General features: G+C 41.0%; 15 protein-coding genes and 1 pseudogene. 9 read left to right on the top strand and 7 right to left on the bottom strand.

From position 1 onward, the window contains the following. The first annotated feature begins 128 nt into the window (after positions 1–128). Positions 129–1,697: an IS21 family transposase gene (istA, locus tag B9Y67_RS13160; RefSeq protein ID WP_085505788.1), complete on the top strand. Its 1,569-nt coding sequence runs from the start codon at positions 129–131 to the stop codon at positions 1,695–1,697. A 26-nt stretch (positions 1,698–1,723) separates the two neighbouring features. Then, the gene (istB, locus tag B9Y67_RS13155) at positions 1,724–2,458 is read left to right on the top strand and encodes an IS21-like element helper ATPase IstB (protein WP_439330193.1); all 735 of its coding nucleotides are present in this window, start codon (positions 1,724–1,726) and stop codon (positions 2,456–2,458) included. Between the two features lie 31 nt (positions 2,459–2,489). Here istB and B9Y67_RS13150 read toward each other — a convergent pair whose 3' ends face one another. The 3 genes and pseudogenes from B9Y67_RS13150 to B9Y67_RS21040 form a co-directional block, all read right to left on the bottom strand. Beyond that, positions 2,490–2,810 (bottom strand): hypothetical protein, encoded by a 321-nt coding sequence (locus B9Y67_RS13150; protein ID WP_085507150.1) that lies wholly within the window; start codon positions 2,808–2,810, stop codon positions 2,490–2,492. A gap of 14 nt (positions 2,811–2,824) precedes the next feature. Further along, a complete protein-coding gene (locus B9Y67_RS13145; protein WP_085507149.1) occupies positions 2,825–3,622 on the bottom strand; it encodes an SMODS domain-containing nucleotidyltransferase in 798 nt (265 codons plus the stop codon). Positions 3,623–3,858: 236 nt separating this feature from the next. Further along, a pseudogene (locus B9Y67_RS21040) lies at positions 3,859–4,011 on the bottom strand (tyrosine-type recombinase/integrase); the annotation flags it as partial. A gap of 145 nt (positions 4,012–4,156) precedes the next feature. Between B9Y67_RS21040 and B9Y67_RS13135 the strand changes: the two are divergent. Further along, positions 4,157–4,702, top strand: a complete 546-nt coding sequence (locus B9Y67_RS13135; RefSeq protein WP_085507148.1) for a hypothetical protein — start codon at positions 4,157–4,159, stop codon at positions 4,700–4,702. Positions 4,703–4,757: 55 nt separating this feature from the next. On the opposite strand, the gene B9Y67_RS13130 is transcribed toward B9Y67_RS13135, so the two are convergent. Continuing rightward, entirely contained in the window at positions 4,758–7,025 is a 2,268-nt protein-coding gene (locus B9Y67_RS13130) for a transporter substrate-binding protein (protein WP_085507147.1), read from the bottom strand. A gap of 241 nt (positions 7,026–7,266) precedes the next feature. Between B9Y67_RS13130 and B9Y67_RS13125 the strand changes: the two genes are divergently transcribed. From B9Y67_RS13125 to B9Y67_RS20725, 5 genes are all read left to right on the top strand, one after another. Next, positions 7,267–8,316, top strand: coding sequence for an aliphatic amidase (locus B9Y67_RS13125; protein ID WP_085507146.1), 1,050 nt, complete (start codon positions 7,267–7,269; stop codon positions 8,314–8,316). Positions 8,317–8,365: 49 nt separating this feature from the next. Next, positions 8,366–9,430: an AAA family ATPase gene (locus B9Y67_RS13120; protein ID WP_085507145.1), complete on the top strand. Its 1,065-nt coding sequence runs from the start codon at positions 8,366–8,368 to the stop codon at positions 9,428–9,430. Position 9,431: 1 nt separating this feature from the next. Then, positions 9,432–10,040: an AmiS/UreI family transporter gene (locus tag B9Y67_RS13115; protein ID WP_085507144.1), complete on the top strand. Its 609-nt coding sequence runs from the start codon at positions 9,432–9,434 to the stop codon at positions 10,038–10,040. Between the two features lie 29 nt (positions 10,041–10,069). Continuing rightward, positions 10,070–11,257, top strand: coding sequence for a formamidase (fmdA, locus tag B9Y67_RS13110; protein ID WP_085507143.1), 1,188 nt, complete (start codon positions 10,070–10,072; stop codon positions 11,255–11,257). A gap of 112 nt (positions 11,258–11,369) precedes the next feature. After that, on the top strand, positions 11,370–11,531 hold the full coding sequence (locus B9Y67_RS20725) for a hypothetical protein (RefSeq protein WP_176224000.1): 162 nt from the start codon (positions 11,370–11,372) through the stop codon (positions 11,529–11,531). Positions 11,532–11,715: 184 nt separating this feature from the next. Here B9Y67_RS20725 and B9Y67_RS13100 read toward each other — a convergent pair whose 3' ends face one another. From B9Y67_RS13100 to B9Y67_RS13090, 3 genes are all read right to left on the bottom strand, one after another. Continuing rightward, complete coding sequence (locus B9Y67_RS13100; protein ID WP_085507141.1) at positions 11,716–13,206, bottom strand: sodium:solute symporter family transporter; 1,491 nt, start codon at positions 13,204–13,206, stop codon at positions 11,716–11,718. Further along, on the bottom strand, positions 13,199–14,020 hold the full coding sequence (locus B9Y67_RS13095) for a carbon-nitrogen hydrolase family protein (protein WP_085507140.1): 822 nt from the start codon (positions 14,018–14,020) through the stop codon (positions 13,199–13,201). Before B9Y67_RS13095 ends, B9Y67_RS13100 begins: the two co-directional genes overlap by 8 nt. A gap of 155 nt (positions 14,021–14,175) precedes the next feature. Beyond that, positions 14,176–15,585 carry a sigma-54 interaction domain-containing protein gene (locus B9Y67_RS13090; protein ID WP_085507139.1) on the bottom strand — a complete coding sequence of 470 codons (1,410 nt, stop codon included), beginning with the start codon at positions 15,583–15,585 and terminating at the stop codon, positions 14,176–14,178. A 119-nt stretch (positions 15,586–15,704) separates the two neighbouring features. On the opposite strand from B9Y67_RS13090, the gene B9Y67_RS13085 reads away from it, so the two are divergent. Further along, positions 15,705–16,130: a hypothetical protein gene (locus B9Y67_RS13085; protein ID WP_085507138.1), complete on the top strand. Its 426-nt coding sequence runs from the start codon at positions 15,705–15,707 to the stop codon at positions 16,128–16,130. Positions 16,131–16,218: the final 88 nt, after the last annotated feature.

Below are 16,218 nucleotides of genomic sequence, written 5' to 3'. Positions count from 1 at the left end.
ACTAAAGTAGACAGTTTCCGCTAGATTAGAAGAAACACTTATTTACCCAAATATACCAGTAAAATATACAGCTCTCCCATTGTATGATATTTAAGATTATACAGACATCAATGGAGGGCTCAGAAAAGGTGGATAAGTGGGAAATGTATATGGAGATTCAACAGTTAATTAAGCAAGGATTTAGTAAATCGAAGGTGGCGGAAAAGTTAGGGGTTTCAAGATCAACGGTATATCGCAACCTGCAGAAGTCTCCTTCGGAGATGGCTGAATGGGTAGAAAGAATAAAAACGAGAGAGAAAAAGTTAGATCCTTACAAAGCGTTAATTTTATCCTGGCTGAGAGAACATCCTGATATGTCGGCAGCACAAGTGCAAGATTGGTTACAGGAAAGGTATGAATCACTGGAGATTGGCGAGAGCACGGTTCGTGCCTACGTTAGAGAATTACGTACTGAATATAGAATAGAGAAAGAGACTCTACCACGGAATTATGAAGCTATTCCTGACCAGCCAATGGGAGAACAAATGCAGGTTGATTTTGGTCATACAAAACAAAGAACACCTGACAATCAAGAGGTGAAGCTGAGCTTTATCGCATTTGTTTTGTCTAACTCGAGATACAAATATAAAAAATGGTTAGACAGACCTTTCACTACCCAGGATGTGATGGAAGCACATGAAGATGCATTTCGGTGGTATGGCGGAATCCCAAGAGAAATCGTTTATGATCAGGATAATTTAATCGTGGTCAGTGAAAATGGCGGGGATCTTATCTTAACGAAAGAGTTTCAACACTATAAGGAAACCAGGCGTTTAAACCTTAGGGTTTGTAGAAAAGCTGACCCGGAAAGTAAAGGGAAAATTGAAAATGTGGTTGGCTTTATCAAGCATAACTTTGCAAGACATAGAGTGTTTCACAACATTGATTCCTGGAATGAGCAGGGTTGGCAGTGGCTAAACCGGACAGGGAACTATAAAATCCATAACACAACAAAAAAAAGACCGGCCGAAGTGTTCTCCTTGGAAAAGCAACACTTAAGACCAGTCGCAGAAAAATTAACTATCAAAAACAATTATGAAAATAGTATAACAAGAAGCGTCCATAAGGACAATACAATTCGTTATTTGTCGAATCGGTATTCTCTTCCACTTGGAACATTCCATAAATATGATACCGTCGGTATCAAGGAAACGGAAGACAAACAACTATTCATCTATATTACCGATACAGGAGAATTGATTGCAAAACACACTATTCCTGAAGGAAAAGGCCAATTAGTAAAGGATAGAAGCCATTCGCGCGATCGAACAAAAGGCATCAATGCATTTATGGATACGGTTGCGAAACGGTTTGAAGAGGTAGATTCCGCATACGACTATCTTAATATCATCCGGCAAAACTACCCTCGGTATATTAGAGATCAGTTGCAGATTATTTTAAAGCAGACAAAGGAGAACAATGGGGCAATCTTATCAGCAGCACTGAAAGAATGTGTGAAAAGAAATCTTTATAGTGCGACAGATTTTAGCGATATCGTTTCATACATCAAACGACAACGCCAAGTTGATGATACAGTAACCGATAACGCCCGGGCTGTATCATCTATAAATAAGATTTCAGGCTGGCTCATGGATACGGAAGCCCAAAAGAGAACAGTAAATGCCTATACTGAAATATTGGAGGGTGAGTCTAATTGAGTCAGCTGAATCAATTACAAGATTTGATGAAAACCCTCCGCCTGACCGAAACAGCTAACCATCTTCCTACACTCATAAGAGAAGCTGAGCAAAAGGACGCATCCTTTACTCAGTTTCTCCTGGATGTAGCAACCTATGAACAAAAGCGCAGAGAAGAAAAGCTATTAGAGAAACGGTTTAAATGGGCGACGTTCCCGTTTTTCAGCACTTTGGAAGAATACGATTTAAAAGAACAGAAATCATTAAGTTCGAAGAAACTAAATCAGTTAAAGGACTTAACGTGGATGGAGCAGCTATATAATATTATTTTCCTTGGCCCGCCAGGCGTCGGCAAAACCCACCTATCGATTGGGCTGGGCATTGAGGCTCTCAACCAAGGATATAAAGTGATTTTTACTACGATGGGTGATCTCATTCATGTATTAAAGACTGAAGAAATCACAAGGAAATCGAAAACAAGAATGAAGAGAATACGAGAAGCAGATCTAGTTATCATTGACGATTTAATGTTTATGGCAATGGACAAACAGGAAGCCAATATGTTTTTTCATTTGATCAATGATTTATACAATCAAACATCGATTATATTAACGTCCAATAAAGGTCCTAAAGAATGGGGGGAATTATTAGGAGATCAGGCAATTACAACTGCGATTCTAGATCGTATATTGCATCGAGTGGAAATCATTCATTTAAATGAAGACAGTTGGCGAATGAAGCATCGAAAAACCATATTTGGGCAGCAAAGTGTTTCAAATTAATAAGCAGAAATTGTGTCATTTTACTTGACGGTCACACTAGTCCATTATTGTAATACTTATTAGTTCTTTCATTATCTAAAGGAACATTAAAGGAATTTGTTAAAAGGTGTACACGTCTTTTGTCCTCAACCTCTGGGATTTTAAATACACCTAAATAATTCTCGATTATAAAGTAACCTATTGTTGTAACTATAAAAATGAATAGGAAAATGCTTTTTATGGTATCATAATCATTTACAAAAAACACTGCAATTGATAAAAACGCATTTATCCAAAAGAGATTTTCAGCTGTTTTGCTTAACTTTTCAATTATTAAGTAATGCTTATCTAACGAATCATATCTCTCAACCATAAAAATAACCTCACTTAAAATTCTGGAAAGAGTTTCTTTATTTCATTTTCAGCAGATATCGGCTTCCCTTGGTGTTCATATATTCTTGTATTGTGTACAATTTGTTTTGCCCTATCGAGTTTACCCTTAAATGATTGAGAGTCGTTATAATTGTAGGAAAGAGATTCGATACTATCGAAAACATAATCCTTTATGTAAGGTCTGGAAGAATAATGAAACTTATTTACTACCCACTTTTCTAACAAAAACGATGAGTAATAATAGTTTAATTTATTTGTATTCCAATATTTCATTAGTCTTATAGCTGGTTTAATTTTTGAGTTATTATTCCGATTAGCATTTATCAGGCTTTCGTTAAAACCTGTCGGGTCTGTCGACATCCAATCTGAAAGGAAGTTAGTTCTTGAAGGTATTGAGAGGTTGCCCCAATAATCTTGTATAGCAGGTACTAGTTCAAATTTAATGTGATTTAACTCTAAAACCATTGTTGGGCTATCTTTATATATTTCAGAACGAGAATATTTAGCTTTCATGAAATTACGTAGGTAATTTAACAAAGTTTCTGGCTTATAATTATTTGGATTTTTAAATACAACCATATAATCTATATCCGAATTAGAATCAGCCTTTCTAGGAAGTATTGTTCCTCTTGTACTTGAACCAAATTGAAAGTGCTTATGTAACTGGCCATTATTAAAGTAGGAATTTAAACGGGAAGATAATGTACTAATGGAAGTTCTAATACTTGAATTTTCGCTTGAAGATAGTACAAGATTACTCGATAAAGTTGTTAAGTACCCGTTAACTGACATTTTATTACCCCCATAACAAATTTTTCTAATTCTAGTATATAGGAAATTTTTAATCTATGGAACTTCTGCACTAAACTTATCGACTTAAATAGCACAAAACACCCTAATTTTTTGTGAAAATATATATTTTGCAGAAATGGGAATTTAAGTAAATGGACACGGGGAGGTTTTTTAAAAATAGATACGTAAATCATTCGGGTTGAGGGACTTCTAGGGGGGCTTCCCCCGTTCCCCGCCACTCCCGTAAACGTAGTTAAATCGGATTGATTAAACAACGTATTTAATTGTTCTTTTGAGAACGTAGGAATTACATGTTTCCTATCTTTCAATAACGTTATATTCTCCATTGGATTTTTAGGAATGTGCTTCTTCTTGTAAAGGTGTTTATGGCATTCTAAAAATGTAGGTTACGGAAGGCCTTCTATGTTGGTTGCCTAAGAAGGCTAAAAACAAAAAAAGCCACTTGCTAACAATCCCTGAAATTAATAGACTTCCTGTTGAGCAACCAATTAAGGACAGGAGGTCATGAAGGAGATGTTAGAAGTGACTGACATTGAGTATATCAGGAAAGAAGTAAATAAAAAAGGGTGCAGCTATTCCGATGTGGGGAGGCGGACAAACACGGACTACCGTACTGTGAAAAAGTATGCAGACCAAGACAAGTTCGACCCTTCGTACAAAAAGGATAACTCAAAAAAGAACCAACCAGCACCTGTTATGGATCCCGTAAAGCCCACGATTGATAAATGGTTGAAGGATGACATGAAGAAAAAGAAAAAGTACAGAAGGACTGCCAAACGCATATGGCAGTTGTTGAAGGAGGATGGCTTCAAGGGTTCAGAAAGAAGTGTTCGTAATTACGTGTCCCGGAGAAAAAAAGAACTATTAGACGAAGGGGAAGATGCCTCTCTGCCATTAGAAAGTAAGCCCGGAGCTGCGCAAGTAGACTTCGGAGAAGGCCCTTTCGTAAGAGAAGGAAAGATGGTTGATCTTCCGTATCTTGTTATCTCTTTTCCACGTAGTAATGGATTCTATGTTCAAGTTTTTGAATCTCTAAAAAAAGTGCCTGACCCCCACTAAGGTAAAGCGTTAAATCACTGGGGCTCAGGCACTTTTATTATATACAAAATATTGACTACGACAATTTATATTCCTTCAACTTCCTATACAACGTGCTCCTTGAAATACCAAGAGTTTTAGCTGCATCCGTAATCGAACTCGACGACTTGATCACTTCCTGGATTAATTCCCTTTCATTATTTTTAAGCGAACTTCTCGAACTAACATAACGTTCATTCTCTACATACAATTCCTCCGGGAGGTGTTGGACCTCTATTTCTTCCTGGTTGTGGGCAAACAAAACTGCCTGCTCCAATATGTTTTTCAGCTCTCTCACATTTCCCGGCCACGGATAGTTACTGATTTTTTCTATGGCTTTACTGCTTATCTTTTTCGGACTGCTTCTATACTTATCGCAGATTTCTTCGATAATATCATCTACTAACTGGGCAAGGTCCTCTTTCCTTTGTCTCAATGGAGGTATATCGATCGAAAGGACATTCAGGCGGTAGTATAGGTCGGAACGAAACGTGCCATTAAAAGCAATCTCATCTTTCAGGTTACGGTTGGTCGCTGCGATAATTCTTACATCAACATCCCGTTCCAGATGGTCACCGACCCGCACAATTTTTCTGGATTCTATCACACGTAATAACGCTACTTGCAATTCGTAGGGCATGTCTCCGATTTCATCTAAAAACAGCGTTCCGCCATTAGCTGCTTCAAACTTCCCGATCCCGCCGCCTTTTTTTGCACCGGTGAACGATCCGCCTGTGTAGCCGAAGAGTTCACTGGCAATTAAGTCTTTAGGAATCGCACCGGTATTCACCGCAACAAAGGGCTCCTCCTTCCGATCGCTTTCCATATGAATTGCTCTTGCCATTACTTCTTTCCCTGTTCCTGTTTCTCCTGTAATCAGGACGTTGGCTGTAGATTTGGCGGCGACTTCTCCGATTTCTAGCTGTTTTTTAAACGCTTCATTTAATGTCTTAATCTTATCAAATTTCTTCGGCGACTGATTGATCGATATCGCTGGCTTTGGTGTGATGACCATCAATTTTTGGTCTTGCGCTTTATAATAGTTTAAATGGAAGGAGCTTTCTAACTTGACTAAAGAGGAGGGAGATTTTATTCCGTTGGCATGCTGCTGGATCAGCTGGTTTGCTTTTTGTGAAGAATAAACGATTTCATTTTGATTAGATAGCACCACAACTGCTTCCTCACTGATCTGGGTCAATAAATCGATAACATCGGATTCGAGTCGGGGCTGTTCTGTCTTTTTTTCCATAAAAGGTCTGGCACTGATTTTACCAGAAGAATCCCAGACAATAGAAAATTGGCCATCGTCCATCACCCTGCCAATCCGGGAAGGCCTTGCCAGGTGACGATAGTTATCTTCTACTAAAATGGATCCGCAGGCTGATTCGATTTTCCGGCTGCTCAATTCATAAAAGATCGACCGGAACTCTGTGGTTTGTGCCTGCATAATCGCTTCCAGGGTCAGTTTGGTACCTAAATATGTATTGTACATCACAGAAGAAACCACCTGGTCGTGTTTCGTATGGCGCCTGAATTCTCGTAAGAAGCGTTGATTATCATCGTTATCTAATGACTGAAAATAACTGGCAGCGCCATAGTGTCCCGCTGCATATTCCGGTTTCATGGCAGCAATTTCTGTTTCTTTTGTAATCGGACTGAACACAGGGATCGCTTCCGGGTCTATTCCCAGCTCATAATAGGTTTCATAGAACGGAATGACGCTCGATCCGACCAATGTCAAAAAGATAGCATCAGGCTTTTTAACCATCACATCCTGAAGGATCGTAAAGAATTGCTTATGTCCAAACGGCACATAGTACTCCCCAACCACTGCTCCTTCTTTTTCTTTCATATATTTTTTCACTTGAATGTTCGTCTCCCGCGGGTAAATATAATCCGTTCCGATACAGTAGACCTTTTTGCCATACTGGTATGTTAAAAAATCCAATAATATATGTACCTGCTGATTCGGTACTTCTCCTGTATAGAAAACATTCGCATGGCATTCCATCCCTTCATATAACGTCGGATAGACAAGCATGCACTCGTATTTTTCCAAAACCGGAAGGATGGCTTTTCGGCAGGCAGATGTATAGCATCCGACAAATATTTTCACACCATTCTGAGCTAACAGTTCAGCTTCAGCGGCAGCTTTGACAGGGTCAGAAGCAATATCACGAATGATAACCTCCACTGGTTTATGCGTTTTGTTGAACTCATAAACCGCGTATTGGGCCATGGCACACTGGCCGCGTTCCGTAATCGCAGTTGTCCCTGTCAGTGAGAAGAGCAAACCTATTTTCATGCATCATTCCTCCTGTTCTATTATGAGAAAGCTGTTTCAAATTAGGACACTCTAGCTGCACAACTCTATTATACTATTTTTCCCACTTTTTTGAATTATCTGATATAATATGTCCCATTTTGACACACTTCCAAAAATATTTTCGTGTAAAAGTGCCTGAATACTGCAATTTTCACTTTGGCACGGATCTTGCATTATTAAAAAGATGAAGAAAAAAATTCATGAAAGGAGTTTTTATCAAATGAGACATGGGGATATCGGAAGCAGTAATGACACGGTGGGAGTTGCAGTCGTCAATTACAAAATGCCAAGACTTCATACCAAGGAGGAGGTGCTGGAAAACTGCGAAAACATTGCGGATATGATCGTCGGCATGAAAAAAGGCCTTCCCGGGATGGATTTAGTCATTTTCCCGGAATATAGCACCATGGGTATCATGTATGACGAACAGGAAATGTATGATACGGCTACTACGATTCCAGGTGAAGAAACGGATATTTTTGCAAAAGCATGCAGAAAAGCAAACGTTTGGGGAGTTTTCTCTTTAACCGGCGAAAAACACGAGGATCACCCGGACAAGACACCATATAATACATTAATCCTCATGAACAACGAAGGAAAAATTGTTCAGAAATATCGCAAGATCCTTCCTTGGAACCCGGTCGAGCCTTGGTATCCTGGTAACTCCACGCATGTCGTCGAGGGTCCAAAGGGAATGAATATCAGTCTGATTATCTGTGATGACGGAAACTATCCGGAAATCTGGCGGGACTGTGCGATGAAAGGTGCCGAATTGATTGTCCGCTGTCAGGGTTACATGTATCCATCGAAAGAACAACAGATCATGGTACCTAAAACGATGGCCTGGATGAACAACTCCTATGTTGCGGTGGCCAACGCAACCGGCTTCGATGGCGTCTACTCTTACTTCGGTCATTCCAGCATCATCGGTTTTGACGGCGGAACCCTTGGTGCCTGTGGTACAGAGGAAAACGGTATCCAATATGCGGAACTCTCTGTCTCTCAGATCCGGGACGCGAGAGCAAACTGGCAATCTCAAAACCATTTATTCAAGCTGCTGCATCGCGGTTACACCGGTACGATCAAATCGGGAGACAGTGATGACGGTGTAGCAGATTGTCCATTCGAGTTCTACCGGACATGGGTCATGGATGCGGAACAAGCGAAAGAAAATGTCGAACAAATCACCCGCAAGACCGTCGGAACCGCAGAGTGCCCAATTGAAGGCCTTCATCATGAACCACAGGAACGAGTAGCCGGAAAGAAATGACCGGCCGTGAACAAACCTAAGATGCCCTTCTTTTTGAGGAGGATAGAAGATGCCATTTATCAATGACCAAATAAAAGCAAATGAAGAACAAATCGAAAGACAAAAAGATCCAACCTCCCGATTCACGTTCAAAACCGAGGATGTCATGGACCACCTTACATCCTCGATTTATGGACAAGACCACGTCCTCAAGCATTTGGAAGATATGCTCCATATTGTGAAAGCGGACATCGGCGATCCTTATCGTCCGCTTTATGTCGCTTTATTTCTTGGACCGACCGGGGTGGGCAAAACGGAGACCGTCCGCGCGCTTGCGAAATCTATTCATGGGGACCCGGAACATTATTGCCGGGTCGATATGAATACGTTGTCGCAGGAACATTACGCAGCGGCACTTACCGGTGCTCCTCCCGGTTATGTCGGGAGTAAGGAAGGTTCCAGTATTTTTGACAATGAACTGATCGAAGGTAGTTTCAGTAAACCAGGCATCGTCTTGTTTGATGAACTGGAAAAAGCAAGCGAACCGGTCATTCAAGCTTTGCTCAATGTTTTTGATACCGGCACGCTTATCCTGACGTCCGGGGAGCAACGCATTGATTTTCACAACACCCTAATATTCATGACCAGCAATATCGGCTCGAGAGATATGGGAGATTATATCGATCCCACTGTTCGGAAAAAAATGAAACGACTGTTTCACCGATCGAAGCCGACCCACTGGAAGATGAAAGAAGACTCTCTTGTGAAGCAATTGATCAACGAAGAACTCGAAGACACGTTTCCACCAGAATTCATCAACCGTATCGATGATGTACTCACCTTTCAGTGGCTGAAAAAAGATACAATGAGAGAAATTTTAGCATCCCAGCTTCACCTCCTGAATGGTCGCCTTAAGAAGAAAAACTATCACCTGGAAGTCGATGAGGATGTACGTCAGCTGCTGATTTCCAAAGGCTATGATCAAAAGTACGGAGCGAGAGCCTTGAAACGATGTTTACGAAAGTACCTGGAACTTCCAGTCGCTTTAGCGATGCGTAAGATACCGAACGGAGCGCTAAGAGCTTCTCTAAGCAATGGAGAGGTCGTTGTCAGTCCCCTGGAAGGAGAAGATTAGCATGTCTAATGTCGGTTTGCTCTATGTCGGGGCTGTTCTGTTTGTCAACGGATTGATGCTTTTGAATCGGGTAGATGGGAAAAGTGCCGCTGTTTTTAATCTTTTTGTCGGTACCTTGCAAGTCATTACCCCGCTTTACTTAATTATTACTGCCAATGGGGACACGACGGTCATCTTGAATGCTTCCGGGATCTTCCTGTTCGGTTTCACCTACCTGTACGTCGGATTGACGAACCTGTTTGACCTCAACACTACCGGACTTGGCTACTATTGCCTATGGGTAGCTGTCATTGCCGGAGGATTTTCTTTATTGAACTTTTTCCAGTTTGGGGACATGAAATTCGGCATCATCTGGGGAATGTGGACCTACTTATGGCTGCTTTTCTTCTTACTGCTAGGCCTGGAAATGGATATCGGCTCGTATGTAGGAAAAGTCACGTTCGTTCAGTCGTGGATCACCGCTACCATTCCAGCTTTTCTCTCACTCATGGGAGTATGGAATGCGCTATATAACCTATTCTTCTACATCATCGCGGTAGCAGCTGTCGTTTACTTCATCTCCATCAGTTTTTCCACCTCACGAAATGACTCGGTCAACAAAGTTGCTTAAAATAAAACAATTTTAAGGAGAGTGACCCTATGCCAAAACCAATGTTTAAAGTCGACCTGTCCAAACGTATGGATGATCAGGAAATACCAGGACACAACCGGTGGCATCCCGATATTCCAGCTGCATTTTCCGTCAATCCAGGTGAGTCTTTCCGGATGGAATGTCTCGACTGGACAGATGGCCAAATCGAAAACAACGACGACCCTTCCGACATCAAGCACGTCAACCTGAGCCGTGTCCATGTCTTAAGTGGACCTGTCTATGTGAATGGTGTCCAGCCAGGAGATTTGCTAGTTGTAGATATCCTCGATATCGGGGCTTTTCCTGAAGCAGAATGGGGATTCAATGGAATCTTCGCAAGGGAAAATGGCGGCGGCTTTTTGACCGATCACTATCCTGAAGCAGCCAAATCCATCTGGGATTTCAATGGCATCTATGCCTCTTCCCGACATGTCCCTGGCGTTAAGTTTCCAGGTATCATCCATCCTGGCTTGATCGGGGTTGCTCCATCCCAGGAACTTCTGGATGAATGGAACAAGCGGGAAAAAGCGTTAGTGGATACCGACCCTGACCGCGAACCAGCGTTGGCTACACTCCCAGAACGCGACAGCGTTGTTCTCGGACAAGTAAAAGATGCCGACTTTGACCGGATTGCCAAAGAAGGCGCACGTACGGTCCCGCCACGTGAGAATGGCGGTAACTGTGACATTAAAAATTTATCAAAAGGATCCCGTATCTATTTCCCTGTCTTCGTCGAAGGCGGCAAACTATCCGTCGGTGATATTCACTTCTCACAAGGGGACGGGGAAATTTCCTTCTGCGGCGGAATCGAAATGCCAGGCTGGATTGACCTCCAAGTGAACGTCATCAAGGATGGCATGGCCAAATACGGCATTAAATCCAACCCAATGTTCAAACCAGGCCCGGTTGATCCTAAATTCGGGGAATACCTCGTTTTTGAAGGAATCTCTGTCAGTGAAATGGATGGCCAGCAACACTACTTGGATGCTCACATCGCTTATCGCCGTGCATGCCTCAATGCCATCGAATATATGAAAACACTCGGATTTACAGGCGAGCAGGCCTATATGCTATTGAGCACCGCTCCCGTAGAAGGCCATATTGGCGGAATCGTAGATATACCAAACGCCTGCTGTACCGTCGGCATTCCTAAAGACATCTTCGATAAAGACGTCTTACCAAAAGTAGGGAAATAACATGGGATTCTATACATTCCTATGCCGGGACTGCGGCGAATTTACAGAATGGCAACACAGTAGCTCAGGCCAGAAGAATTATTCTTTTTGCCCGAAATGCGAAGAAGAATCCTTGAGAGTTTTCAAACCAGCGCAAGTATTCAAAATGGATGGCGGGTTGAAAAAGAGGTTTGAAAGAGGGATGGAGCCCAGAGTCGTCAAGAAAGATGAGATGCCACAAAAATCAGCACGTCGCAAAAGTATGGCGAACCGTCCATGGCAAGTGGGTCATTGAAACGAAAACACACCGAGCTCTTACATGAGCCGGTGTGTTTTAATCTCCTTTAGAATATTTACTATCTATCTTTATCCTCTGGCTTATACCATACATAAAGCAATATAACGATCAAAATTATAGAAAGCAATGAGCCATACAACCAAATTGTCATCATTTCATTAATCCACATGTTACGACCTCCTTAAATACTTTTTCTCATTTCAGAATCCAGCGTAGATTCCTTGTTACGAGTGAAGTAACCGACTATCAACATGGTAAATAATCCTATTAGAACTGCCCATGCACCTGCTGCCATGGTACTTTCTTCAAAGTTTAATAGAAGTATAACCACATAAGAACCAACCCCTGCTACAAGTGAAAATTTCGCAGCAGTTGTAGTAGCCATACTTGGCGAGAACAACCCAATAAGAAGAGGACCTAAAGTTCCTGAAGCAACCCCCGATATACCAACCCAAATGAACATACCAATGGATGCAGGTGGATTAAGTACTAAAATAAAGGAAACCACACCAACAATCAGAACTGAATAACGACTTATTTTCAGTGCAGTCTTATCAGCTTCTTCTGGAGTAGCTTTTATATATCCTTTTGGTACAAGAAATTTCCGATAAATATCATTAGCAATCAAGGTTGACATTACTACAAAAATACCATCTGTTGTAGACATTGCCGCTGCAATAACCACAATTCCTAAAAAGGCTGCAACAACCGGAGGAAAGGCTTCAAGCACGTAGCTTAATATCGCTTTATCTATTTCATCAACGGATACAGTAACAGAAGCGTATAAGCCACCAAAGACAACTAGGCTAAAACAAAAAGCAGTAATTACATATACAATAATCATTTTCCTCATGTCTTTTGGATCTTTCAATGCTAGCACTTTATTAAAAAGCTGCGGCTGTGAGGAGAAAGCAAACTGTATGATAAAGGCCCCGATAATAGCCGGAACAGAATAGAATACAATTGATGATGAATTAGTTAAAGCCACCATAGAAGGATCCCTTTCAGCCAGTGTGTTGGATATAGAAGTAAAACCTTCTGTCAAGCCTCCTGGAAACATCCAGAATACTGAAATGAATACGAGCACCCCCATGATACCCATGAGAATCGCTTGGGCTGCATCTGTATAGATATCAGCGAAGGATCCGCCAGTATACACATATGCGACTACTAGAATTGCAATAAGGGTAAGCCCCAGTGTATAAGGAATATCTAGAAGTGTATTAAATATCCACGCCCCTGCGGCAAACTGGGCTGCAATATAAAAGATATTAAACAGACAGACCAATGCTGTTCCTACACGAATGAAATCACTGTTGTAACGATCGCCTAGCCAATCAGCTAGGGAGAGTGACTTTTGTGTAATATTCAATTTTCTGGCTCTTTTCGCAACGACTATTAGACCAAGTGGTGAAGCCATTATCAGAGTCAAGAAAATCCATATAGATGAAAACCCCCATTGATAGACCCACCCAGGATAACCGATGAAAGTTGATGCACTAAAGAAGGTTGCTGCATAAGCAAGTCCGAGTACTACCGGGCCTAAGGATTCCCCTGCAATGGAAAAATCAGATACTGTATTCGTTTTCTTATAACCAAGATATCCGAGAAAACCAATCATTACTAAAAAGATTGCTAGCCCGATCCACATCATAATTTGCACATCATTCATCGTTATCATCTCCTTCACTAATTAATGTTCTTCTATTAAAATCACGCAGATAGGGAATGGCTATCCTCTGTTCAACTACTTCTTCAACGTCTATTTCACTGTAGACAATTTCATATTCCTTTGTTGCCCTAGTCAAAATTTCTCCCTTGGGACTCACTATTCTCGAGTTTCCGGCAAAGGTGGTTTCTCCCTTTTCAGTTCCTGCCCGGTTACACGCTATGAGGTAACTTCCGTTTTCTAATGCCCTCGACCTTGAAGCGATATCCCAGGCATAGTTTCTCGCCATACCAAATGCTGAAGGATATACTAGTATGTCTGCTCCTAGATCTGATAAATAGCGAGCTGGTTCTGGAAACCCAATTTCGTAGCAAATTTGCATACCTACTCGGATGAAGCCTAGATCAAATACCTTTAATGCTTCCGTTCCTTTTGTAAATCTGTTTTTTTCCCGATCCCATAAATGTTTCTTTCGTTGAGTACCTATAACTCCATCTGGGCCAGTAAGAACAGCAGTGTCATATACCCGTCCCCGTGAAGTAGAACTTTCCAATATACATCCAATCATATAAATAGAAAGTTCTTTGCATAAGTCAATCATCCACTCAGTTGTACTTCCAGGTATCTCCTCAGCAAGTTCATAGTCTTTCTCTTCAACGCGGTATCCAGTATTAAATAATTCCGGAACTACAACTAATTTAGCATTATTACCTGCTGCTTCTCTTACCATTTCTTCTGCTTTCTTCAAGTTTTTCTCTTTATCCCCTAGCAGACAATTCATTTGAATTGCTGCTACAACAAATGTTTCATATGACATCTTTCTCCTCCTTTTTTCCTTTTGTAATATTCATTGCAAAATCCATGCCAAGTTTCAGAATTATTTATAAAAACTGAATTATAGCAATTTACAGCAAAGTAAGGGTTATATTATATCTGTGGTTTCACCTAAAAAAATGCACCGTTGCATGAAATTCATGCTCCGGTGCATTTTTTGGTTTCTTTCTTTAACTTTCTACTTACTGTAGATTGATTCACCCCTAAGGCTTCAGCTATCTCGTACATGTTTTTGTATTTCTCTTGAGCCAATTCAAGCAATTTATCTTCTACAATTTTTCTTGCATCATTTAAAGGAACTAGCCTGTGAATGCTAATTGAAGCTTGTCCTGTAGCATTCTTTGTTATATCTGATGGCAGGTTATTGTCTTTTATTTCATTGTCTTCAATAAAAACTGCCGCTCTTTCTACTATATTTTGCAACTCTCTTACATTACCTTCCCAGTCATACTTATACAAAGCATCTATCGCTGATTGACTGAACCTTTTTTCTGTATTATATTTTTTGTTGAAAACTTCTAAAAAATGAAGAGCTAATAACGGAATATCCTCTTTCCGATCCCGTAATGGCGGTATGTTAATAGGTAGTACATTGACTCGATAATATAGATCTTCTCTAAAAGCCCCTTCTTTTACTTTCATTTTCAAATCTTTATTTGTTGCTGCTAAGATGCGTGTGTTTATTTTTATCGGCTTTGTTCCACCCAATCGCTGTATCTCTTTTTCCTGGATCACCCGTAGTAATTTCACCTGTAGATCGATAGGTAATTCGCTGATTTCATCTAAAAAAAGCGTGCCCCCATCCGAGGCTTCAAACACCCCGATCTTTTTGCCTTTCTTTGCTCCCGTGAAAGCTCCTTCTTCATAACCAAAAAGTTCAGATTCCAGAAGATTTCTCGGTATAGCTCCGCAGTTAACTTTTATATAGGGTTTGTTATGTCTACTGCTGTTCTGGTGTATATAAGAAGCAATAACCTCTTTACCGACCCCAGACTCTCCTGTAATCAACACAGTTGAATCTACGGAAGCTACCTTTTTTGATAACATAATAACCTCTTCCATTGATTTGCTTTTATGGATGATAGAGTGATTCTGTCTTTCTCTTTCATGAATCTGTTCCAATTGTTTACGATAGCCCTCCAACAGCCTTTTAACTCCAGCAACCTCATCTTTCAACTTGGCTTCTTTCGTAATGTCTCTCGACGTGTTAATTACCCGGATGATTTCGCCACTATCATCTTTTATAGGAGTGCCAACGACCAATAATCTTCTTCCCGTCTTTGTAGTTTGAAACGTCTGTACTTTTTCTTTCCGTTCTAATACTAGTTTAGCAACGGAAGGATTAAAGATATTATTCGTTTCATGCTCATATACGGTCTTACCAACAAGTTCTTCCGGCTTAATTCCCCACAGTTTTTCAGCAGACGCGCTTACACGTAGCGTCATTCCTTCTCCATCTGTGACATAAATGACATCAAAACTTGTTTCAAAAACAGCTTTTAGATCCTGATATATTAAATTATACTTCTCTGAATAGATAGGTTTCATAGTAACACCTCATTTAAAGTGTGAATTTTCTTTCATTTAAGTATAAAGCAAATAAAAGATAACAGCATCTATAGCATGTTATTTTAACTAATCATATTTCTATTGAGGTTTGGGGTTATTTGTCATCGCACCTAGAAGATAAATATGTATCCGGCGCCATATTCCCTTCTCACCCGGACCACACAGCTCCGGATGTATTTCACGGTTCCCAGCAGCTGGGTGCTGTTGTCTATGACGCAATCGAACCAAAAGGCTGGGGGCATCTCGCCAACTATGCCGGAAAAGGTTCCGCGTATGACAACGGCATCAGCGTCTATGGACTCGCCCATGATTACGGCATCTCCACCCTGCTTTTTGAAATGCGAGGAACGCAGGACAATGCCAATGACTTTGAGGTACTAGGTCAAAAGAGTAATGGATACCTGACCAAACAGGCAGTAGTAGCGATGGATGCAGCAGCCAGAGCGATTGCAGATGGCAGCATTCAGGATAAGGATGTTTCAGTCTGGGATGACTTGCATGTTCAGGAAGAGAGACCGTATTAACGTATTTCTACAAAATTAAATTTAAAGCCTGCTCCCGTCACGAACAGCAAGCAGTGCCTGACCCCCACCTTAGTAAAGCGTTAACTCA

Origin of the sequence: Thalassobacillus devorans, from assembly GCF_900176565.1 — a bacterium.
Classification (GTDB): Bacteria; Bacillota; Bacilli; order Bacillales; family Halobacillaceae; genus Thalassobacillus; species Thalassobacillus devorans_A.
This window is presented reverse-complemented; position numbering and strand designations above follow the sequence as displayed.

Bases quoted from the DNA above. Each gene is read 5' to 3' on its own strand.
- istB (WP_439330193.1), top strand. From the start codon at position 1,724: ATGAAAACCCTCCGCCTGACCGAAACAGCTAACCATCTTCCTACACTC.
- B9Y67_RS13150 (WP_085507150.1), bottom strand. From the start codon at position 2,810: ATGGTTGAGAGATATGATTCGTTAGATAAGCATTACTTAATAATTGAA.
- B9Y67_RS13145 (WP_085507149.1), bottom strand. From the start codon at position 3,622: ATGTCAGTTAACGGGTACTTAACAACTTTATCGAGTAATCTTGTACTA.
- B9Y67_RS13135 (WP_085507148.1), top strand. From the start codon at position 4,157: ATGTTAGAAGTGACTGACATTGAGTATATCAGGAAAGAAGTAAATAAA.
- B9Y67_RS13130 (WP_085507147.1), bottom strand. From the start codon at position 7,025: ATGAAAATAGGTTTGCTCTTCTCACTGACAGGGACAACTGCGATTACG.
- B9Y67_RS13125 (WP_085507146.1), top strand. From the start codon at position 7,267: ATGAGACATGGGGATATCGGAAGCAGTAATGACACGGTGGGAGTTGCA.
- B9Y67_RS13120 (WP_085507145.1), top strand. From the start codon at position 8,366: ATGCCATTTATCAATGACCAAATAAAAGCAAATGAAGAACAAATCGAA.
- B9Y67_RS13115 (WP_085507144.1), top strand. From the start codon at position 9,432: ATGTCTAATGTCGGTTTGCTCTATGTCGGGGCTGTTCTGTTTGTCAAC.
- fmdA (WP_085507143.1), top strand. From the start codon at position 10,070: ATGCCAAAACCAATGTTTAAAGTCGACCTGTCCAAACGTATGGATGAT.
- B9Y67_RS13100 (WP_085507141.1), bottom strand. From the start codon at position 13,206: ATGAATGATGTGCAAATTATGATGTGGATCGGGCTAGCAATCTTTTTA.
- B9Y67_RS13095 (WP_085507140.1), bottom strand. From the start codon at position 14,020: ATGTCATATGAAACATTTGTTGTAGCAGCAATTCAAATGAATTGTCTG.
- B9Y67_RS13090 (WP_085507139.1), bottom strand. From the start codon at position 15,585: ATGAAACCTATCTATTCAGAGAAGTATAATTTAATATATCAGGATCTA.